Genomic DNA, 23956 nt, shown 5'->3' on the forward strand with positions numbered 1-23956 from the left:
TTAAAATTCAGATCAAAACATCAATAATAAAATTCATCCTAAGACAATGAATCAAAAAAGCCCACTCAATAGTGGGCTTTCTCTTATCTACCTTATCTATACTATCTATCCTATCTACCTCATCTGCTATTCCTACTATTATCCTTAATGTAGAGTGTAGAGTGTAGAGTGTAGAGCTACATTATAAATCATGTTGGAAATCATGAGTCGAAGACTACAGATCTCTAGATTCTGGATTCTGGATTTATAAATGGAGTAGGGATTCTCCTTGAGGGGCAACCTGATCTGCTTTGATCGGTTTTTCAATGCCTCCCCACTCAGCTCTCACCCAATTAAGAAGATCGGCAATCTCCTTCGCGGTTAATGCGCCTTCAAACCCTGGCATAGCGTACATACGCTCCCCATTAGAGTAGGAGGTTGTGGGTATTCCATTGAGTACAACGGCTATTAGAGTTTGTGGATCCTCCATCATCACGATCGCATCTCCCTCTAACGCTGGCGCTACATGTGGAATTCCCTTACCCTCTATCCCATGACAAGTCGCACAAGCCGCTAAATAATTCTCTCGACCCGCTACAAGATCTGCCTGTTTCATCGCTCCTATAACTTGATTAGTCATAATAGGAGAGCGCTTAGGCGAAAGAATCTTCCCCCCTTTATCGGTAAGAAGATAGGTTGCCATAGCAATCACATCTTGACGATTCATCTGACTTGTCGAGAAATGGGTCACTGTCTCCATTCCCGCAAAAGAATCCCCTTCCGGCGCAATTCCAGTCGCTAAATACTCAGTAAGATCTTCTAATGAGTAACCTCTTTTCGCCAATGTCTCAGCTGTAATATCAGGAATCGCTAACCCATCTTCAAATCCTCCGGTCAATGCCGCTTTAAAATCCACCCCCATCATAAAATTTCTAGGAGAGTGGCAAGCGCCACAATGTGCTAATCCCTCAACGAGATAAGCTCCTCGATTCCATACTTCAGAACGATTAGGATCATGCGGTGCCAATCGATCTGGAAAGTTAAAGAGTGTCCAAAAATTCAAAAATGGGCGTACGGGCCAAGCAAATATCCCACTATTTTGAGCATTAGGAATTGCTAAAGGAGGAATACTCATCAAGTAAGCGTAAAGCGCATCGATATCCTCATCAGTCGTAATATGGGTAAAGACGTAAGGCATTGCCGGATAGAGATTCCCTCGCTCTTTGCCTACCCCATCTTTAAGCGCTCGATGAAAATCTTCCCGCGTATAGTTGCCAATTCCATATCTCTTATCAGGAGTAATATTGGTAGAGTAGATCGTTCCTAATGGTGCCATTGTAATAGGAACACCCCCTGCTCCCATCTCTCCTCCTTCCCGGGTATGACAACCAAAACAATCTCCAGCAAGGGCTAGCTCTCGCCCTTTAGGTATCAATGCTTCCATCTCTGCTTCACTCAAAGTACCTTTAGCAGTCACAGAATCTTGACGAAACACACCGATTAGGATTAATACCGCTAAGATAATCAACAATAATAGGAGCCAAATGAGCCAGCGCTTTAAGCTCCCTTTCTGCTTACTGCGACGATAATAATCGATACCTTCAACATAACGCATCTTCTACTCCTTAATCGATAACACAACCGGGGGTAGCTAAGGCGACATCCCGAATTGCTTCATAATAACGGACATACCCTGTACAACGGCAGATATGATCATTGAGCGCCTCCTCAATAGCTTTTTCTAGATTAGCTCTCTTAATGGGGTGGCGATTTAAGCGATCTAAAAAGACCGTTGCACCCGCAACAAATCCTGGCGCACAATAACCACATTGGAAAGCAAAATTATCAATAAAAGCCTGTTGAATAGGCGTTAAGATCAATACTCCATCTTTTTTTGTCGCTTGCCCCTCAATCGTCACAATATTTTTGCCGGCAAAATAGTGCGCTCCAAAGATACATGTTCTCGTTTCACTCTTTGACCCATCAGGATGAATCTCCATAACAGTACAGGCATGGCAAATCCCCTGCCCACAGCCAAAATGAGTCCCTGTTAAATCGAGATACTCATGTAAAAAGTCGATCATTGTCATCGTCAATGGTACTTCAATTGGTCCAACCTCCTCCCCATTAATTGTGAGTGTAAGGGGTTTACGCTCAATTGCAGGATAACGTTGCTGAATCTTTTCACTATCAAAGTGCCCTTTCACAATATGGCTCTTCTCGTCATGATTTTGTTGATCATTTTTTTGTAGATCTAATCCTTGTTGATTCGATAAAGTGCCCACGTGATGCTCTTTCTCTATCTCTCTACTCATCTTTACTCCCTTTTTTTGATACTCGTAATACTACTCTGAGAGCGCTTTCTGAATCTTATCGGCCGTTACTGGAAAATGGTAAAAACGTCTGCCTGTTGCATGGGTTAATGCATTACTAGTGGCCGGCAGAATAGGGATCATCCCAAGTTCAGCCATCCCTTTTGGAGGAGAAGTTTCCGACAAAGGGGGAAGAAATTGTGCTGTCTGATGCCATACTGCAACATCTTTTGCTCTTGGTAATCGATAACGATTAAAGTTCCAAGTACCATTTCCCGGACCATCCTCATAGAGCGGAAGCTCCTCCATTAGCGCATGCCCTAACCCCATTGCCGTTCCGCCCTGGATCTGTCCTGAGACTAATTCAGGAACGATGAGCTTACCGGGATTCATAATCATATGATGTGAAAGAATCTCCACCTCACCACTAAAGCTATCAACACTCAACTCTACAAGTGACGATGCCGGCGTGACTGTCGTTGGATCTGCTCCTGATCGATCTGTATCTGGGAAATAGGCAACCTTTCGTTTAATAAAATCATATCCCCCTGTCGTCATCCTCGCTTTTAAGCTTGCCGGTGCCCCTTTCCCATATTTTACGGCAAGCGCATCTAAGGGGAGATTGAGCATCCCTACTGTGGGAATATCAAACTCTGCACGTGCCCACTGCCAGCTAGAGTAAGCATGTACGGCAACACCAGTGACCAACCCCATTTCATGTGCTTTTTTCGCCACAACCTCAAAGGGGAGTGGTGTCATACCGCCACCACCGATACCGAGCTCTGTAATTCGAAGATCTGCCAGAGACATATTGAGGCTATTAAAAGATCCACCCCCAATCCCTTCACTCCAGATCGCTTTTGCCGCCGGCCAGAGTGAATGTTCTAAAAGAAACTTCCCGGCTTGTCGCGTTCCAAAGCCGATATAGTAAACACCACTTGAAGAACTCATATCAGGAATCAATGCCGGCACCCAATAGGGATCATTCTTCGCGAGTTGATCCTGTTTTTTCTGATCTGCCCAACTGGTATAGAGCGGCAATTCATCAAATTGCGTCACACCAAATTCGACATAATCAGGAACCTTTCCTAACGCTTGCCAAATCATCACCTGTTGCGCTGTTGTTCCACCCGTTCCAATCTCTTGAACACAATGGCGCATTGAGAGTTTTCCCATCTCATCAAATTCTAGAGAGAGAATTGTAGGAACACCACTTGAGCCATAAACTTGCTGTACTTGGGCAAATCCTACACCATAGAGTCGACCAGGATTTTCTGCCTCATACTTCACTTTTGCTTCATGACGATGACGCCAAAGTGGATGCTTTTGTGCCATCTCTAACATCTCGATATTACGGGGATCTCCGGCAAAAACGCCTCCTTGAGTATTGGTATACCCTTCTCGAACCGCATTCTTTTTACGTAACTCTATCGGGTCGATCCCCAATTCATGTGCTAACTCATCGACCAATAATTCTGTAATTGCCATCGATTGGAGAGAGCCAAAGCCACGCATTGAACCGGCTTCAACTGCCGGTGTTGCCATCGCTAAAGCGGTCAAATCAGACTTAGGAAAATAGTAGATCGACTGCGCGCCCCGCACGGCCACATGAGAAACTGCAACAGAAAGATTCTCTCTCCCCCCACCATTACATTGATAAGTTCCTTTTAAAATCTCAAATTGGCCACTTTGTCGATCTGCTGTAATAGTAACCTCCATCTCCACCGCATGTCGCTTCATGCCCATCTGAAATTGCTCATAGCGGTTATTAGCCATTCGTACCGGCAATCCATCACTATAGAAACTAGCCGCCATCGCATAGATTGGGAAAACAGAGTAATCCTTAGAACCATAGCCTACTGTCGAACCCGTCAAAAGTAGGATATTTTCAACCTCTTTAAAACGACTCTCCTTTAGCAGATCTGCTGCCATATTCGCAACTCCTGCCGGCGATTGCGTCGCTGTTAAGATATGAAGCGTCTTATTCTCAGCATCATACCAAGCATTACAGTTATCGGGTTCCATCGCACTCGGATCGATCGACTGCGAAAAGCCTTTTCGCGTTAGAACAATTTTATTAGGATCCTCTTTTGCCCGCTCTACCTCAGCAGCTATCGCTTTAGCATGTTGCATCCCTATATGTTGAATCTCCGGCTTCTTATCGGCCTTCTCTAAAGCACGGATAAACCCACCACCACGATCCTTATGCTTAAGACTTGCGACTAAAGAGTCAGTAGAATACCCCTCGGGAGGCCAAATCACCTCATTGCCATCAAAGACGCCTTTAATTGCCGAGTCTTGATAAGGGGAAAATTTTGAAGGGGCTATCGGTGTCTCTCCGCCAATCCGTACATAGCGAGCAGCACCATAATTTTTGGGCGGTTTAATACCGGTCACTGCGCCATATTGAATAACGCTCTCATCAAATTGTAATAGACGTTGTGCGGCACTAAATCGGTCAAAATTCTTATAGATCAAAATCGCAACAGGATGACCATAGATAGGGGGCGTCTCCCCTTTCGGAAGAAGAATATTACTCCCATAAAAGCCGGCACCCATGCTGGTATCTTGAGGAGTATTGAGTCCATCTCGCACTAGATCTTCCTGCATCACAAGGCGATCGGGCTGTAGCTCGCTTCCTAGAATCGAAAGATCAATCCCTTCAAAAGTTCGATCAGCCTTCGTACTTTTAAGCATAAAGGCGTAAGCTTGTTGATCTGGCCAACCCTCCAGATCTTTCGCACGATAATCTCGGGCAAAGTTTTTCTCACCTGTTATTTTACGAATCGCATCCCAACGCATCTTTGCCCGACCATCACGCCCCATCCAATCTGTGGATGTCGGTCCTGAATTGATCTCTACAGCTTCCGCGATTGGAAGCTTTCCTACCATTATCGTAATACCAGCAATAACACCGAGTTTAATAAAGCCTCGGCGGGAGATCTCCATACTCATGACTTACCCCTTACTTAATCTTTTATAATCGATCACGATCGGATCGATCTCTATCTACTCTCTCTATATTATCCTCTATTGCAACAGACCGAGCGGACTAAATCTAGTTGAATCTAACGGAGTCTAGCTGAAGTAAAATCTCGATCTACTTAGATTACTAATGACCAATTCACAATGAGTAATTCAAATAGATGATTCAAATAGATGATTTAAATAGATGATTTAAATAACCAATCAAAAAACCAGTATCGATTCAAAATAAGTAGATGAATCGATACTGGTGATATTAAAAATAAAAAATAAAAATAGAATTGTGCGTCAATTGTAAGTGAGTTAATGGTAGATCGATAATGGATTTACTATACTTCCAGATCCATCAACACAATAGATCACTCACGACAGCAACTATTTACCTTCTGGCTTTTTATACCAAATAACAGGCTCTGGACGCCCTGGATTTGGGAGCGCTTCTGCCTCTTCAAACGTTAAATTGAGATGATCTGCAACGATCTGTGTAGGTGTACTCGCTAACCAAGCATTAAGAGAAATATCGGAGTAACGAGAGATCGGATAAGCATCTGGACGTTTAAATACTTCGATAAAGCGAACAGGCTCATCACCAATATTTTGGATATAGTGTCCCGCTACAATAGGAACAACCCCTACATCACCTGCTTGATAGTTGAATGTTCTTGCCGTTCCTTGTGAGTTAAAGACCGTCATACGCGCCTTACCCTCAATAAAGTAGAGCCACTCTTGCGCACGTGGATGCCAATGGATTTCACGCATACCACCAGGTTCGATCTCTACAAATGCTGCTGAAATCGTCTTCGCTTCAGGGAAGTTACGCTCATCTACAAAGTAGACTTTACCTGCTTCACACTCATGAGGCGTGATTGAATCACGATGGAATGTAAATGGTGAAGGAACATCACCATGTTCATTATGCTTGCGCACAACATTGATCGGCCCTGGAACCTCGCCTTTAAAGATATACTTCTCAACTTGTGGTAATTTTTTCAGTGTATCCACATCCATCTTGAAGTTTGCTGCGATCACATCTTGTGGAATATGAGAAATTAGCTCTGTTAAGAGGAAGGTGTTATTTTCAGAGAAATCAGCTTCACTAAAGACTAAAAGGAATTCACACCCTTGATCTAATCCTTGAATAGAGTGGGGAATTCCAGCTTCAAAGTTCCAGATATCACCCTCTTTAACATCATCAATAAAGATTCGGCCATCTTCATCAATCGCTGTAACACGAGCATTACCATAGAGCATATAGCCCCACTCTGCCTCTTTATGCCAATGAAGCTCACGATAAGCACCTGGCTCAAGCGACATATTCACGCCAGCAATATCGAGCGATGCCGGTAGTTCACGATTAGTAATCTCACGCGTCCAACCCCCCTCTTCTAAACGCATATGAGCATCAGAGAAGCTAAAACGTAAGTTAGGAATGGTGCCATGATCCGTTGGTGGTGGCACTAAAATATCTGGATTTTCACGATCACGCATGATGTTACGTGGACCATGGTCGATCCAACCTTTACCATCTGATGGGCGAAACGGCTGCGGGGTATTCTTATCTATAGGCATAGAAAATCTCCATTGTCTATCTAAGTTAATATCATCAGCAATCAAGCATATCGATTGAATCACTGATTGAAAAAACGAACTACTCCTTACTCTCCAGAAATGATGCTTAAGAAGCAGGATCGATTGAATCATCCCCCTTCTCTTTTGCCAAAAGAAGGTAGATTAAGAGTAAAATTAATAAAATTGCCGGTAAAAGAAGGGCCGCCTCACCAAAGCGAATCGTCGCTAATGTGCCAGCATAACCTCCTAAACCAAACCCTAATAATACTGAGAAGAAGATCACAGCTTTTCGCCATGTACCTCTATCCCCTTGAATCGCTTGCATTAAATTACTAAATGCTAACTGTACCACTAAAGTGACGGCCACATTCCCGTAGAGCATCCCTTTCACCTTATGAAAGGCATTTCCCTGAAGGCCTGCAACAAATGAGATAATGATGCAGATTGTTGAGATGGAGAGAATATTATTAAAATAACCACTCGCCAGAATAATAAGTACCAGCGCTTCAATAGCGATGATCACGAAGGTCCAACTATGGCTATTCTTATTTCGATAGATCCTCTCAACAATCGCGGTTAACATCGAGCCAACGCCAAAGGCTAACACGGTAAACATAATCGCATAGAAATGGGGCCAATTTTTAGTTGCGATCGTCTCCCCTAAAAGAATAATATTACCCGACTGCACCGTACTAAAGATTTTAGAGACATGGTAGGTATAACCATTCATCAATCCTGCGATAATCGCTAATACAAAAGCGATTTCAGGACGCTCCATAATCGGGACGGCAGTTGAAGCAGGATTTAACATTGAAGAAGCCAATGTATTCCGACTTTTCACCGACTGCTCCGGCTGTGATGAAGAACTTTTCATAGTAGATCCCCTCAAATAATGATAAATCGTGATAAAACCTATAAGGTTAAATAGTAAATCTTATTTTGTAAGTCTTATTTTCTTCTACATACTCACTGCGATACATTTACTCCAACATACCATTATTTACAATTTTTTTAATAATCTATTTCTACAAACTCGCTATAAAGATTTAAAAGCTAATATAAATACCAGTGTCGGCTTAAATATTTAATTAAAAACCAATTAAAAAATTAATCAAACAGTTAATTAAGCAGTTAATTAAAAAGTTAATCTTAAGAAGAGATGGTAATAAAAACAGATCGATATATATTATATTTTTACATATAACGTTCATAATCTATATAACAGGGAATGGCTCCTTTGAATGCTATTTATGTTATATCTCTATGTCTGTTATCTAGTTGCAAAACTTGTCATAAAACTTGTTATTACGCTAACTCCACTATATAAAATTTATTTTTCTATTTTCTATTTTCTATTCTTTAATGCTCCTACTTCATATAATAGGGGTGAATCGCTATCAATAAAGAGCTTCTCCCATTATTTACTGAATTAATATTACACATATGATCTATCAACACCCTCTCTTACCCTCTACTCTTGCACTAATGGGGGGAACCAAATGGCAGCTTGCCCATGAATTAATCGCTCTTGACTAATCCATGAGTCAGGTGCGGGTACGACCGTCTTACAATAGAGCAAATCCTCTCCAGATTTTGCTAATAATGCCGGCGTTAATACGATAGGCTCAGGCCCATAGATAGCGCTGGAGGTAAAACCACTCTCCTCTCTTCCACCACAAACAACCCAGAGTTGATGTAATGTTGCCGCTGCATAAGGATAATAATTAGCCCTTCCTGTAGGGGGATTAGCGGTCGAATAGAGCGCTGCATCGATCTCTACCTTTAAAGGAAGTGGTAATCGCGCCGGTGCGGCAATAATATCGGTACGCTCAACACTATAGAGCGCCCCTAGTTCTGCTACCGCTAATTCATACTCCAGTGCCAGTCCGATTCGTCCGATCGAAGTCTCCACGACCGTGATCCGATCTCCTGCAACCGCCCATCCCTTATCAGATGCATCAAGATGAGTTGCACGATAACGACCTAAAATATTGCCCTCAGGCCCTGCTAAAACAACTGTATGGTAGAGTCGGTCATACTCAACTTCAGGATAGGATCCCACAACATAACCGCCCCCCTTCACTGCAATTTGCGATATTTTTGTCTCAAAAGAACCACCTTGCCCTTCAGCTGCTGCAAAAATCTCCGTTTCTGAATGGGGATCAGCAATCGTAGAGAATGCTGGTAAAACTAAAAGCTGATTCTTTTGAACGCGCACCTTATCAAGCAGAGAACTCTCTTTAGGCCATTGAGCTGCGCTCAACAATACCTGCCGGCGCTCTTGAGTTGCATTAGCATCATCAGGCGCACGATGAAGGGCTAAATGAGGCATATAAAGCTGAACTCTTCTTCTTGCCAAAATTGCATCACGATAAGTATCTGCTTCTGCCGGCTCAATTGTAGCGCGATAAATTCCATTTAAACCAGGAGCAAGTTCTTCAGGAGGAATCACGGGGGCTTGCAATACTTTTTCTCCTGTTGGTGCCCAAATACTCGATCCACCATTATAGTAGAGCTCGGCTCCCGTCAATGGATTAGTCTCAATTCCACTGCGAGTTGCACAGATCGACCAAACGCCATTAAGCGCACTAATATGTTGCACATGTGCAATTGTAGAGTGATCACCAACTCGCTCACTCGGCGCTGCATTAGGCATAATCCGATCCGACACCGAGTGCCAACCAATAATCTGCGCCCCCTTTAACGTCAAGAGACGCGCATATTGCCAATAGGTATCGTCATAACAGATCAGAAGTCCAATTTTACCGAGCGCTGTATCAAAGACCGTCGTTTCACTATTTCCCGGGGCAAAAATACGCTGATCTTGACTATTAAGCCCCCGTTTACGATAAGTCCCGATAATCCCCTCAGGCCCTAATAAGACCGCGCTATTGTAAGCAAGTCCACTCTCTTGATCTCGCTCTGCGATACCTACGCTGATATAGAGATTATATCTCTTGAGCAGAGGTAGAAGTGCCGCAGTTGTTTTGCCGGGAATGGTATCTAAAAAAGGAGAGATCTCTTGATAATCCCGGAAAAGATAACCACAAGTCGCCGTTTCAGGAAAAACAGCATAATCGATCTCTTCCTGACCGATTTTTTCAACAGCAGCAACAAGACGCGTAATATTGCCTTCTAAATCACCCCATGCCGGAATAAAATCGATCGCGGCAACGGTGACCTTCTCTTTTCCGTGCCTACCTATATGCTCACTCTTTTTTATTATTTTCTGCATATCTCACCTTACAATCCCTATAACGATCTGGGCCCTATTTAAGATGTATCATTTTTTAAGATATAACTTACTTGTAACTTACTTATCGATAACCTAATCGATGTAACCGCATAGAGATAAGTTATAAATTATTGTTAGAAGATATTAGCAATTAATCATGGTAAGTAAAAGATTTCTTTCGATTATTGACAAAAAGTATGCTGAATATCACAAAATTAAAAGATCAAATGAAAGAGATCTCAAAAGAAAAGATCTCAAAAAAATATTTTGATAAAAAAGGAGCACTTATCAAAAGTACTCCTTCATTAGCGCTTATCGACTCTATTAGACCAATAAAGGTCTTGTAATAAGATAAGAGATATTATTCCACTAGATTACTCCGCTACGGCAATATATCCCTTACGTGGCAATTTCCACTGATTCTTCTCAGCGGCAATTAGCGCGCTTCTCTGTAACAGTCGCGGTGCCGAGTTGTAGTAACCTGCGGCATTAGGGCCAAAGCTAATACTCATTCCAAAGATCAGATCGCCGTAAGGGTTTATTCCACGATAGTTGGAATGAACGCCTAAAACTGTTGCCGCCATCTCAGGATCTTTCTCAATCTCTGCCGTTGCAGTGACTTTAAGCGCTTCTAAAATTGCATCGATATCATCATGTCGATGATCTTGATCTAAAACAAACTGTGTACTCGCTGCATAGCCATCAGTGATATTTTTGGGCTTACGATTTACAAACTCCTCGGTTCCGTACTCAATCGCCGCTCCATAACTATTGAGATAGATCGTCTCTGGCGTCTGTCGCACAATCTCTGCATAAATTGAATCGATAATGACAATATCTCCCGCTTTTGTTGGGTAATACGCTTCATCATGCGGAACATCCCGAGAGATCATATTCTCAAGTAGATCGATTGTGAGCCGAATTCTTCCATTATCGAGAAGGGGATTATAGAGAAAGACAGAATAGAGGTTGATATGCTCAATCTCCCATGGAATCCCTTGATACATTACACGCTCCCCTTCACGTGCTAACCCCATATTGAGGAAGGTGCGAAGACGCTTAAAATAAGCTGGCACCGAATTACGGAAGCTGATCAGCATTGCTAAGATAATTAAGATCGCAAAGCCGAAGAGCACCATATTGCCCGATGAGTGCAAAATAACGAGCATCGCTGAAAAGGCGATAATAAATGAGAAGATCTCATAGAGCAACAACATTAAACGCCAAGGAAGATTCGCTCGTTTTGTATGTCGGTTCTCTTGCACTTTACGCTCATGACGTTTAACAAGACGACGCAAAATCCAAGAAAAAATATAGAGTAGTCCAAAAAATGTCCCTAAGCTATAGAGAAGAATCTTTCCTTCATTGGTAATAAAGTTCCAAGTTCCTTGAGTAATCCGTTCAGAGAGCGTTCCCTCCTTCTCAAGTTCTCGATATTGTAAGTTAATCAACTCTAATTGATTGGCATAGTAAGCACGCTTAATCTCCCAACTATTTTTGATCTTATCGAGTTGCTTTAAAGAGGCGGGATTGAGTTCAGACTCATCAATCTCATTAAGATGGATCAATGCTTCATCAATCGCAATAAGGTTCTGCTCTAGCTCAGCACGAGTTGTACGGATAAAATCACGCTTGCGCTGTGATTCCGTTAAATTTTGAAGTGAACTGAAGACAGGCTGAACAATCTTGATCAGCTCTTTTTGCCAATCATAATGGAGAATCTCCTCCTCTTCATTATCGGAGATATCAAAGAGCTCAACCTCTAATCCCCCAAGCGCAGTCCTTTCAAACATTCGTTCAAAATTACGCTTCTGCTGATCGAGCTGTGAGAGCGTCACCTCAAGACTCATTCGGTGATCAGGATCGGTAGTCTCTTTCAATTCTGCAATAATCACTTCTCGTTTTGCATTTACATCATCGAGATTGCCCCGAATCTGATTAAGCGATGCAGTATTCTCCTGCACAACACTTCGTGGTTCGCTACTTTGCGTATTGCTCTGTGCAAATGTTAACCCACCCCCCATCAAAGAGAGTAGGAGTATCGCTATTAAGAGAATGCCCCCACTGGAGCGATGAAAAATATTTTTCTGCATTCCTTTTTTAACCAAAATTCCTCTACTTTGCATAAAACTGATATGCGTTTAAGATTTAATCTTCTAAGACTCTTCTCTTTCTCCATAAGTGATATATACGCAATATCGTATTTTCACCTTGATCAAAGTCTGTCACAAATAACTTTCAAATAAAGTTAAATAATTTTAAATAGTTTCAATACCTGAAGTTTTAATATCTGAAATATCAATATCTGAAATATCTATCAGGCATTCATTAAACAATGAGATCAAATGTAAATATAAACAGATAAACAGATAGATGGAAGCAGGCTATTCAACAAACACCAATAGATATAAATAGGCATAAATAGATGTTAATAGATATGAATAGATATTGAGATTAGCCCCATTTTACAGAAGTAACATATAATTGCTACTCACTGAACAAACCAAAATTCTAAGCGGAGTAAAATAAAGACCTCTGCAACTTGCATTTAAAGAGTTAAACCGCAAAAGACCCCAGTATTAATTATGAATACTGAGGTCTTCGGTTTTAAGCTATTCTACACTTGCTATAGCTCTTTATCATCTAAATGACTTTCTTAAAGCTTCTCTGCCATAATCTCGGCAACATCCGGGCCCCAAACAGGAACTTTTCCATCTGTTTCAAAGAAGAGGGTCTTATACTGCATCTTCAACATATAAGGGAGGCGCCCCATCTTTAGAACTTGTGTGTCACCACCAAACCAAGAATTAGATCGGATATAGAATCCTTTACCGCTTCCAATATCACCGATACAGAAGACCCAAGGTTTCAATGGCTCATTTGCTTTTTCTGGCACCATCTTACCTAGATCCATAGCTACTTGACGACCAATGATTTCACACTGCTGGTGACCGATCGCCCCTAATTTTGGCATCGTTACCGCAGCACAATCTCCGGCGGCAAAGATATTTTTATACTTAGGATTTCTCATTAAGAGATCTGTAATAATAAAACCTTGATTATCACTAATCTCTAAGCCTTTTAAGAAATCGTGCGCGACCCAATCAGGGAAGACAATCTTAAGCTCTGCTGGCAACTCCATTCCATTGGCAAAGATGATGGAATCTTTCGTTAGCTTCACAATATCTTTGGTATTGTTCACATATTTAAAACCCATCTTTCCGGCAACTTCAAGCAACTGCGGAACAACTTTATCGCCCGCATCTTCTGCAATCATCTCAGCGGGTGTTGTGATAGTGATCTTTGAGGCATCTCCCATTTTATGGCGTTGAAGCCAGTCAGCTAAACCTAAACTGATCTCAACAGGTGGTCCTTCACACGCCGCCATCGCATCAGGAATCTGTCCGCCAGGATAAGGCTCTAAACCTTTTGCGCCATCACCCTGATGGAATCGAGCAGACCCAACAACAATAGGCCCCCCTTTATAGGTTCCATCATGCAATTTTTTACGTAATTTATTACCATGATAGAAATCTGATACGGTATCACCATACTCTGCGAAACCTTCAATCTTATCAAAAGCTAACTTAGCACCTAGTGCGATCACAAGATAATCGTAACTCATCTCATGCGCTTCTGCGCCAGGACGCTCATTAGGGATAATAGAGACTGTTTGTGCCGCCGGATCGATCTTTGTCACTTCTGCATGAATAAAGTCGATCTTATCTTTCTTTAATGTTTTTGGAATATCCATCTTTAATGAATATTCCGGATTACGATTCTCTAACACTTCTGCCGGAATATTGGGTACATAGAGCAAGTAGGACTTACGGTCAATAACGGTGATATCAACTTCATCCTTCGCATATTCACGAATCTTTTGGGCTGCGCCTAAACCGGCAAAATTCCCACCAAGAACTAGGACTCTCTTTTTACTCATATAACTATACCTCTCTATTAAATTAAAGATGGTTCTATCTTCTCTCTAGTAGATCTTCTATCTAAATATCGACTACTTAAAATCAACTATTTAAATATCAAGAAGTTTGATCTAATTAACGACCTAATTGATGACCTAATCGATGATCTCATCAAATAGAGAAAATAGAGATTACTTGATTCATTATATATTACATAAATACTATATTTTTATTTATTTTTTAAATCTAATAATTGATCTAATAAAAAACCCAATAATTGAGTCTATAAAAACTAAAAATAGTTAGCCTACACAGCCTCCTACAAGAGACTCTTGCAAGAGAATATAAAAAAAGAGCTTACCCATCAGGATAAACTCTTATCTCTTACTTATCTCTTACTACATCTAGTATCGACACACAGTAATCTACTCTACATTATAAGGCGGTACACTATTGATCTCTGATTCTTGATAACGAATCATCTCTGGCGTTGTAACCTGATCACGAATCACTCGCACATCATGCGCTTCGATCCGCTTTGCACTATTGCCCCAACTATTACGGACAAAGTTCACAAGATCGGCTACTTCACGATTATCAAGGCGCCATGCATAACCTAACATTGCATACTCTGTCGGCGCTTCAATCGTTCCCGGCATATGGCTTCCTTTCAAAATCAATGTAATTAAGGAGTCCGCATTCTCATTTAAGATCGCTGAATTACCGGCAAGCGCAGGGAATGTCTCGGCATAGCCTTTACCATCAGAACGGTGACAAGCAGCACAATTATTAAGATAAGTTAACGCGCCCGGCTCATCAACATGACCATTGGAGAGCGCATCAAATGTGGCAGGATTATAGTGATATTTCTGACCATTAGGATTCACTGGCGATAGAGATTTGATATAACTTGCAATCGCATCAATATCGGCATCTGTTAAGTGCTGTAAGCTATCATTGACAACAGCAACCATCGAGCCAAATACGGCAGAGGTACTATTGCGTCCACTCTTTAACAACATTACAAGCTCATCGTGACTCATTCGCCCTAATCCATCCATATCATCACCACGGAGATTAACCGCATTCCATCCCTCTAAAGTTTTACCACCAGAGAGATAACGGCGATCAGGATCATTCTTATAGGCGACTTCCGCCATCGCTTCATCCCGTGGTGTATGGCAAGTTCCACAATGTGCTAACCCTTCAACTAAATAAGCCCCCCGCTCTATCGGATCATTACTTGTAAAAGCAGTTAACTTCGTTACCTCCGGCGCAAAAGCTAAACGCCAAGCATTAACCGGCCAATTCATATTAAAAGGCCAACTGCCCGACACAACCGGCATCTTATTATTGACCGGTTTTACCGCATACATAAAGTAGTTATAGAGCGCTTCCACATCTTCACTAGCCACAGAAGCAAATGAAGGATAAGGCATTGCCGGATAGAGCGCATCACCCGATTTTTTCAATCCATATCGCACTGCATTATCAAAATCTGTTAAGGAGTAATTTCCTATCCCGGTCTCCTTATCAGGCGTGATATTGCTTGGATAGATCAAACCGACAGGCGTCCCGGAATCGAGCCCTATACCGCCGGCAAAATCTCCTTTATCGCTAGTGTGACAAGCGGCACAATCCCCTGCTTTTGCAAGATACTCACCGCGCGTAATCAGCTCTTCTTTACTCAACTTTGCAGTAGGCTGAATTTCTGAACTCGCCCCTTTATAGAAACTAAAGAAACCAATTACAACAATGGCTAAAATAATAACTAAAATTATAATATTTCTGATAATTCTCATCGCTATCTCCTTCTAGTTATTAAGCCATCGGCCCGGGGTTTTTAAGATATTTGGTCACAATATTGTGTACCGAATGGTAAGCTAACGCGCCTACAAGCGCTGTTGGGTTATAACCAACGTTCTGTGGGAAAGCACTTGCACCAGAGACAAAGAGATTAGGCACATCCCAATGTTGCAGATACTTATTCACCACACTCGTTTTCGGATCATCTCCCATAATTGCACCACCGGTATTATGTGTACTTTGATAGATTCGAGTATCGTAAGGTGCATCTAATGCATAAGGCTTATACTCCACTTTACCTCCAGCTGCCTCCCCTACTTTTGCCATCTTCTCCATCAAGTAATTGACCATCTTATTCTCATTCTCATGCCAATTGAAGGTAAGTCGAAGAAGCGGTAGCCCATGATTATCAGTGTAGGTTGGATCAAGATCGAGATAGGCATCACGATAAGACATCACTGAACCAGAGATACCGATCGAGAAGATTCGCTGATATCCCTCTTGCGTCGCTTTTTTCCAACCACTTCCCCACTTTGGTGAACCTGCTTTTGTTGGGGTTTGTAAAATAGGACGTCCCCCCGAAATGGTGGTCCGGATACTCGCGCCTCCTAAGAAGCCTAATCCTGTATGATCAAAGGTGACCTCATTGAAGTCATCCATCGTCACGCCACCGGCACCTGTACCGATAAAGGTATTGAGTTTTGTTCCTTCCGGCATCACGACTTTTACACCCACACTACGCTGATAGGCGTAACTTCGCCCTAAAGTACCTGTCTCAGTCTTGGGATCATACACCTGACCAATCTTCGATAAGAGCAACAGACGAACATTATGAATTGCATAAGCATTGAGAATGACCATCTCTGCCGGCTGAAACACCTCATTACCTTGTGCATCAATATAAGTCACACCGGTTGCCTTTTTTCCGCTGCTATCCGTATTAACCTTAATAACATTGGCATTGGTTCTTAATTCAAAATTAGGGCGCTTCAGTAATACTGGAAGAATCGTCGTTTGCGGTGATGCCTTAGAGTAGTTATAACAAGCAAATCGCTCACAGAAACCACAATAATTACAAGGGCCTAAACGGACGCCATACTGATTGGTATAAGGCGCGGAAGCATTCGCCGCCGGCGCAGGATAAGGATTATACCCCATCGCCTCACACCCTTTTTTAAAGAGTTCTGAAGCATAAGAATTGATTAAAGGCTTATTGGGAAACGCCGTTGAACGCCAGCCTTCAAATGGATTTCCGCCCGGCTGTTGTACCCCTTTAATATTACCGGCCTGCCCCGAAACACCACACACCTCTTCAAATTTTGCAAAGAAAGGTTCTAACTCTTCATAAGTAACAGGATAATCTTGCAGATACATATCTTGGGGAATCGCATCTTCGCCATACTTCTCTTCATAATAACTTCTAAGACGCAGTTGGTTCGGAAGATAACGATAAAACATACCATTCCAATGCAATCCGGCACCACCGACATTATTTCCAAGTAGGAATGAACCATACTCACGGTAAGGAACTGCGGTATCACCCTCTTTATGTCGAATGGTTAAGGTATCTTTCGCTAAGGGCTGAAACATTCTGCCTCTCACTGCGTAATTGAGCTCATCGATCACTTGCGGATACTTCGCATCGGTTGCTGTCGTCTGCATATGTCCACGCTCAAGTGCAACAACACTCTGACCGGCAGCTGTCAGCTCGACACCATAGATCGCACCCGTCCAACCAAACCCAACTAATACTACATCTACTTTTTCTTTCTCTATTGCCATAATATGCCTTTATTCTGCGCTATTTCTTAGGAAGGATGGAGACAGGTGGTAATGGATATTCCACATTATATCGATCTGCCCAATCGAGATAATCTCCTCTTGCGCCGGGGAACCCGACCATCTGCCAACCGGCCATATCGCGATTTCCGCCATACATCGGATCGGAGAAGAAGCCCTCTTTACAATTACCCCATAATTGAGAGAAGAAGACCGATGCAAAGACAGCGTCATCAGGGAACTCAATTTTCCCATCACTTAAAAGTGTCATCGCTTCTGTCTGCTCTTGATGGTTGAGATCAACAAATTGACGCTTATACCGATCGATGCACCATTGATTAAATGCCGCTATTCCTGATTTATAGATATCTCTCGGAGTCATATTGAGTTGATAACCCAATGTAGGGGTCTGCTTCATAATCTCAGGATGAAAAGGGCCTTTCATATACCAAAGTTGCCCATGCCCATAAGGGGTATCCATCTGTCGGTCGATAAATTCAGGCACACCTGTTGCAATGGCACCTGGACCTAACTCATCTTCTGGAATTAAGAGGTCTACTGCACTCTGAATAAAGTCATACTCCTCATCGTTAAAGAATGTCGGCATATATTTTGCCGGATTTTCTGAAAGATCTGCCATTGAATCGACAGATCCAGGCGCTTCAGGAATGGCGCTTGCCACCTTTCCGGCACCCACTGCCGTAATCGCCGCTACAGGGATCGCTTTTAGGGTCGTCCCCAAAAATCCCCGTCTAAACTGATTCACCTTTTTATCATCTTGAGCCATACAGTACTCCTCTTATCTAGGACTCGCTCTGAGTCTATTAACCTATCTCGCCAACCCATCTCAATCGACTGACCGGAATAATCTAATTAAATGAAAATGAATAACACCATTAAATTTAAACTCCACTTAAGGAACGTTAAAAAATAATAAATTCATTATTCAAGTTAGACTTAAATTTTATCTAATTTTTCATTTAATTTTCATTTAAATTTGTGATTAATTATTAACAGACTACCACTAATACCGATTTAAATAAATTGACTAATGTATATAGATATTTAATTTATTTATTAATATTGATCTAGTATAGATCTAATATAGAGAGCACTGTATAGCTAAATGATATAGATCAGATTGCTAAGTCAATATTAAATAATGATTTTAGATTAAATTTATAGAAATATAAAAAATCTCTAGTACGGTATGCAATCACAAAAATTATCACATAAGGTCTTTTAAATTAAGTATTTATGGGGAAAGATAAAAAGATAAAATAAAAAAGCATACAGAACTACAAAAGTAATTACTGTATGCTCTTCTTTTTATAAGTTTTCGTTCTTCTAATCCGTCCACATAGTAGTGAAAATTATTAAGCTATTAATGGCGCAATTCGGAAACATCTTTTTCTGTCACATTCCCGGGTAATCCCCCCCATTGAATCCGTAAAAAATTCACTAAGGTAGCAATCTCACTATCTGACATCTCAGAAGCAAATTCTGGCATCGCCTGAAAGCGTTCATCATTAGGGAACGACTGCCATGGCAAACCATCTAAGATAGTTACGATTAAATTATGGCTATCTGGGTTCATTACGGTACTATTTCCAACTAACGCAACAGACACATTGGGTTTCCCTTTTCCATCAATATTATGACAACCCGCACATAAATTGAGATAGGTATCATAACCTGGGACATCCATCGGAATATCGCCCTCAACAATCAACTTCGCTTTAGGAGGCTCATCCCCCAATAAGAAAGTCGTAATAGCTTCAATATCTTGGGCCTCTAAATGACTTGTACTATTATGAATGACTAAATACATATCACTAAATGCTGAGCCCTGAGGCGCAATCCCTTCGGAAAAATAACGTTGTAATCCCTCTTTATTCCATCCTCTTGCAGCTAAACCTTTGGCTGTAATATCGGGTGCTAAAAATCGACCGACAATATTTCCTTGAAACATCTTATCCCGATCGATATTTCCAAATTCCCCCATCGGTGTATGACACATCGCACAGTGACCTAATGTATTAACCAGATACTCTCCCCGATTCCAGAGTGGCGAATCTCCTTTGGAGATAGTCGGAAGCGGTGTCTTATCATAGAAGAGTAGATTCCACCCCATTAATAAAGCTCTCTGGTTAAATGGAAACGTAAGCTTATTATGAGGTGGGGCGACATTAACTTCAGGAATGGACATAAAATATGCATAGAGTGCATCTGAATCTTCCCGAGTCACATTAGCATAATAAGGGTAAGGCATTGCAGGATAAAGGTTACGATGAATAGGCGAGACCCCCTCTGTGATAGAACGATAAAAATCATCCTTACTCCAACGACCTATTCCAAAATTTTCCGATGGTGTAATATTACTACTGTAAATAGTTCCAAATGCAGTATTGAGCTGATAGCCTCCGGCAAATGGCGCCCCATTTTCAGCCGTATGACAAGAAGCACAATCCGCAGCAGCCGCTAAATAACGCCCTCGTTCTATCTCCTCCACACTACTTTTCACAACCTGCTTAGGGCCGGTGGGTTTCAATCGCTCAAAAAAATAGAGTCCAACGATAACTAGTAAAAAAACAATAATTAAAATAAGAAGATATCCCCCCCATCTATATAGGCGATTTCTAGAAGCTTGCTCCCCCTTCTCTTTACGACTAGTTCTCATAATAATTTCCCCCTATTCACTCTTAATTAAGCCTGGTGTATTCATAACGAGATCTCGTACAGCCTCATAGTAACGCACATATCCTGTACAACGACAGATATGGGGGTTGAGTGCCTCTAAAATCGCTTGCTCTAATTGAGCTTCAACAATAGGTTCTTTTGCCAGTTTCTCCATAAAAACAGTGGTAGCATTGACAAAGCCAGGTGTACAGTAACCGCATTGAAAACTAAAGTGATCCATAAACGCTTGTTGGATTGGCGATGGGATCTCTTTTCCCGCTTCTTCTTTAGCGATACCTTCGATAGTTCTCACCGATTTCCCATTAAAAAAGTGGGCTCCAGTAATGCAGGTTCTCATCTCCTCGCTCGTTCCATCAGGATGATCTACTATAATGACGCAAGCATGGCATATTCCTTGATTACATCCCATTCTTGTACCGGTAAGATTTAAATACTCATGTAAAAAATCGAGCATACTAATCCCTTCCGGTAAATCTACTGGGCCAACCATCTTGCCATTAATTTTTAATGAGAGCGGCTTATTAATTATTTGCATTGAGAACCTCCAAAACTTCATTGGGGCGAATAGGATGATGATAAAAATAGTGCCCTGTGGCATCTGCTATAGCGTTTGTAATAGCCGAGACAACAGGTATCATCGCAACTTCTGCCATTCCTTTAGGAGGATCAGTATCGGATAAAGGTGGCAACACTTCCTGGGTCTGCTTCCAAACAGCAACCTCACTAGCTAACGGTAAATGGTATCGGTTAAAGTTCCAAGTACCATTACCAGGTCCATCTTCATACAAGGGGAGATATTCATATAAGGCATGCCCTATTCCCATTGCAATTCCTCCTTGCATTTGCCCAGAGACAAGTTCTGGAACAATCATATTGCCGCATTCAAGAACCGAGTGATGATCCAATACCGTAGTTTCCCCAGTTGCCCGATCAATAGAGAGTTCTACCGCAATAGCCACCGCTGTATAGTTTGTTACTGCGGCATTATTACGTTGAACAGCCGGATATCTCACAAATAACCGCTCATTAATATGGTATTTTGTATCGTCAGCCCATTTAAGCGATAATCCATCTAATGGTAACGATACCGTCTCTTTAAGAATTTTAAAATCAGCAACGGCCCACTGCCAACGATTATAACCATGAGCTACAACGCCTGTTAATCCTTTTATTTCATAAAGTCGCTTCACAATTCTCTCCAAAGAGAGAGGCTCTAACCCATCAGCAGTTAAACCTGCATCTGTCCAACGAGCATCCTCTCTTCTTACAGTAAGGGGATCTGCTTGTCCCCCACCAATCCCTTCACTCCAGATAGAAAGTGCAGCGGGCCATATCCCATAATCAAAAAGTACTCTCCCCGCTTCTGAGGTCACATGTGAAAAATAATACGCTGAATTACTCGCCCCAGTTGATGAACTATAAGCAGGAGTCCAGAGAGGATTTTTAGATAACTCATTTTGCTTTTCTTGCGTTAAATCATGATTATCCGTAGTATTCATAGGCAGATCAGGCCAGTCAGTCATCGCAAAATAAGAGTGGTGAGCAGGAACACCAAACCATTTTGCGCAAAGAACTGTTTGCGATGTTTCCATCCCCGATCCTATCTCTAAACCACTATGCCAAAGTGAAATTTTACCCTCTGGGGAAATTTCTATTTTTACAAAAGATGATTCATTCCCAGTACCGAAATCTTTTTGTGTACAAGATATCCCTGTCCCTAAAATTTTTCCTGGATTTTCTTTTTCAAAGCGAAACTTTCTCTCTTTTCTATCTTTCCACAAAGTGTGCTCTGAACAAGCCTTTAGAACTTCGCCTCCACGCATATCACCGGCAGGAATAGCGCCTTGAGTATTCTTCATCCCCGCACTCATTAAGTTATTTAACCTAAACTGTACGGGATCTTGGTCTAATATTTTTGCAGCTTCGTCTAGTAATGAATCAAATGCTGTCATCGATTGTAATGTGCCAAACCCTCTTACAGATCCAGCATCTACTGCTCGTGAAGCTATGCCTTCCGCGATAATGTCACTTTTAGGAATATAATAAATTCCCTGTACACCTGTTGCACCAACGGCAACAACTCCCGGAGTATAGTTACAACGCCCTCCGCCATTTGCAATAAAATTACCAATAAAAGAAGCTATTTTCCCACTCTTTTTATCAACAGCTAGTTGATATCGCATATTAAAGGCATGTCTTTTAATTCCTGATTGAAATTGCTCATATCGATTATTAGCAAATCGAACTGGTAAATGACTATAAAGAGTTGCAACCACCCCAAACATGGGCTCTATGGCTCCACCTTTAGTTCCGTACCCAACAGTAGAACAAGGGTGCAAATAAAAATTTTTAAGAGGATATTTAGAACTCGTCACAAGTTGAATGATATGCTTTTTAACATCCATCACAGATTGATCTGCCACGACAAAATGAAGTGAGCTTGTCTTTGCATCGTACCAACCATTAGAACTACATGGCTCCATTGCCGATGCATCGATCGATTGAGAGAAAATTTCCCTATCTAAAACTAACCAATCTTCTGGAGGGTTTTTAAATTCACTTGCTAATTGTTCAGCATAATACATGCCCCGCTCATCCATATTCCCCCCTTTGTTAGCTTCTGGCCAAAAAGGGATATATTTGCGATATCCTTCTTTTGAAATAGCAGAGTATTCCATGGCTGAATAGACATCAGGATCAAATGGATCATCTCCGCCTATTCTCACGCCTCGATAAGTAGACCAAGGATCTCTTTCTAAAAAACCAGTATATTCTCCGTATTGGATGACATCTTCTCGAAATTGCAGCATCTCTTTTGCAAAACGGTAACGCGCAAAATCATTGTAGATAAATAAAGCTACCGCTTGTCCAAGATAAGCTGGAGTTTTCCCTTTAGGCAGTAGAAGATCATCACCAAAAAAGGAGGGGAGTTTAACTCTGTCTGCGTCTAATATTTCTGCTGTTACAACTTTATCTGGAAGTAATTGGTTCTTCTCCAAGAGAGATAGATCGAATCCCTCATATTTTTTATCGGCTTCAGTGACTCGTAAAACAAAGGCGTATGCTTGTTGCTCTGGCCAATTAGGCATATCTTTCGCTCTAATATCAAAAGCAAATACTTTTTCACCAGTCACTTTTGCAAAAGCATCTAATCTATGCCGAATACGATGATCCTTTTTATCCCAAGAAGCAGGTTCTAATATTCCATTATTAAATAGTGCCGCATGAGCGAAACTAAACGGCGCGGCAATATATACCGTCACTCCACCGATCACCATAGTTTTTAAAAAATCTCGTCGAGAAAATCTGCTCTGTCCCACTTTATTCTCCCTTATCTCTATAGATTGTAAGGTAACTCAATTATTAAGCAGATAATCCCGGGCAAAAAACAATTAGCCACTTGGTTTATTCGCTCAATATATAACCAAATATAGATTTATTTACATATATAGGCAATTAAAATATATATTTTTTTATTTTTATTATTGTCTGTTTTTTATTTTTTCATATAAAAAGAGGGGGAATCTAAATATGAATTCCATCAAACTAAAAGCCAATATAATATAAATCATTATTTTTTAACTAATACGCAAGACCTTATTACCTTTAATACCCCAAAACTTCGAACCAATTAAATTAGTTAAGTAATTCTACAGTTCTTTTTTAAGATT

Annotated in this window: 14 protein-coding genes; all 14 read right to left on the reverse strand. The window is 41.4% G+C overall.

All coding sequences use genetic code 11. The annotated features are described in order from the left end of the window. Positions 1-244: 244 nt before the first annotated feature. Positions 245-1594 carry a c-type cytochrome gene (locus AC0SAP_RS09480; RefSeq protein WP_473383982.1) on the reverse strand — a complete coding sequence of 450 codons (1350 nt, stop codon included), beginning with the start codon at positions 1592-1594 and terminating at the stop codon, positions 245-247. 10 nt (positions 1595-1604) lie between these two features. After that, a complete protein-coding gene (locus AC0SAP_RS09485; protein WP_239990399.1) occupies positions 1605-2159 on the reverse strand; it encodes a (2Fe-2S)-binding protein in 555 nt (184 codons plus the stop codon). Between the two features lie 165 nt (positions 2160-2324). Then, on the reverse strand, positions 2325-5246 hold the full coding sequence (locus AC0SAP_RS09490; protein WP_473383983.1) for a xanthine dehydrogenase family protein molybdopterin-binding subunit: 2922 nt from the start codon (positions 5244-5246) through the stop codon (positions 2325-2327). 405 nt (positions 5247-5651) lie between these two features. Continuing rightward, the gene (locus AC0SAP_RS09495; protein WP_094568492.1) at positions 5652-6845 is read right to left on the reverse strand and encodes a cupin domain-containing protein; all 1194 of its coding nucleotides are present in this window, start codon (positions 6843-6845) and stop codon (positions 5652-5654) included. Between the two features lie 106 nt (positions 6846-6951). After that, entirely contained in the window at positions 6952-7719 is a 768-nt protein-coding gene (locus AC0SAP_RS09500; RefSeq protein ID WP_473383984.1) for a YoaK family protein, read from the reverse strand. A 597-nt stretch (positions 7720-8316) separates the two neighbouring features. Further along, entirely contained in the window at positions 8317-10080 is a 1764-nt protein-coding gene (locus AC0SAP_RS09505; protein ID WP_473383985.1) for a carbon-nitrogen hydrolase family protein, read from the reverse strand. A 374-nt stretch (positions 10081-10454) separates the two neighbouring features. Continuing rightward, a complete protein-coding gene (locus tag AC0SAP_RS09510) occupies positions 10455-12173 on the reverse strand; it encodes a DUF443 domain-containing protein (protein ID WP_473383986.1) in 1719 nt (572 codons plus the stop codon). A 563-nt stretch (positions 12174-12736) separates the two neighbouring features. After that, positions 12737-14020, reverse strand: a complete 1284-nt coding sequence (locus AC0SAP_RS09515; protein ID WP_473383987.1) for an NAD(P)/FAD-dependent oxidoreductase — start codon at positions 14018-14020, stop codon at positions 12737-12739. Positions 14021-14425: 405 nt separating this feature from the next. Then, complete coding sequence (locus AC0SAP_RS09520) at positions 14426-15802, reverse strand: c-type cytochrome (RefSeq protein WP_473383988.1); 1377 nt, start codon at positions 15800-15802, stop codon at positions 14426-14428. Between the two features lie 19 nt (positions 15803-15821). Continuing rightward, positions 15822-17588, reverse strand: a complete 1767-nt coding sequence (locus AC0SAP_RS09525; protein ID WP_473383989.1) for a GMC family oxidoreductase — start codon at positions 17586-17588, stop codon at positions 15822-15824. Positions 17589-17607: 19 nt separating this feature from the next. After that, positions 17608-18372, reverse strand: a complete 765-nt coding sequence (locus AC0SAP_RS09530; RefSeq protein WP_286481779.1) for a gluconate 2-dehydrogenase subunit 3 family protein — start codon at positions 18370-18372, stop codon at positions 17608-17610. A 597-nt stretch (positions 18373-18969) separates the two neighbouring features. Further along, positions 18970-20265, reverse strand: a complete 1296-nt coding sequence (locus AC0SAP_RS09535; RefSeq protein WP_473383990.1) for a c-type cytochrome — start codon at positions 20263-20265, stop codon at positions 18970-18972. 12 nt (positions 20266-20277) lie between these two features. Beyond that, complete coding sequence (locus AC0SAP_RS09540) at positions 20278-20820, reverse strand: (2Fe-2S)-binding protein (RefSeq protein ID WP_473383991.1); 543 nt, start codon at positions 20818-20820, stop codon at positions 20278-20280. Continuing rightward, positions 20807-23563 carry a xanthine dehydrogenase family protein molybdopterin-binding subunit gene (locus AC0SAP_RS09545; protein ID WP_473383996.1) on the reverse strand — a complete coding sequence of 919 codons (2757 nt, stop codon included), beginning with the start codon at positions 23561-23563 and terminating at the stop codon, positions 20807-20809. Before AC0SAP_RS09545 ends, AC0SAP_RS09540 begins: the two co-directional genes overlap by 14 nt. Positions 23564-23956: the final 393 nt, after the last annotated feature.

This window comes from Ignatzschineria sp. PL_is040, assembly GCF_055813795.1.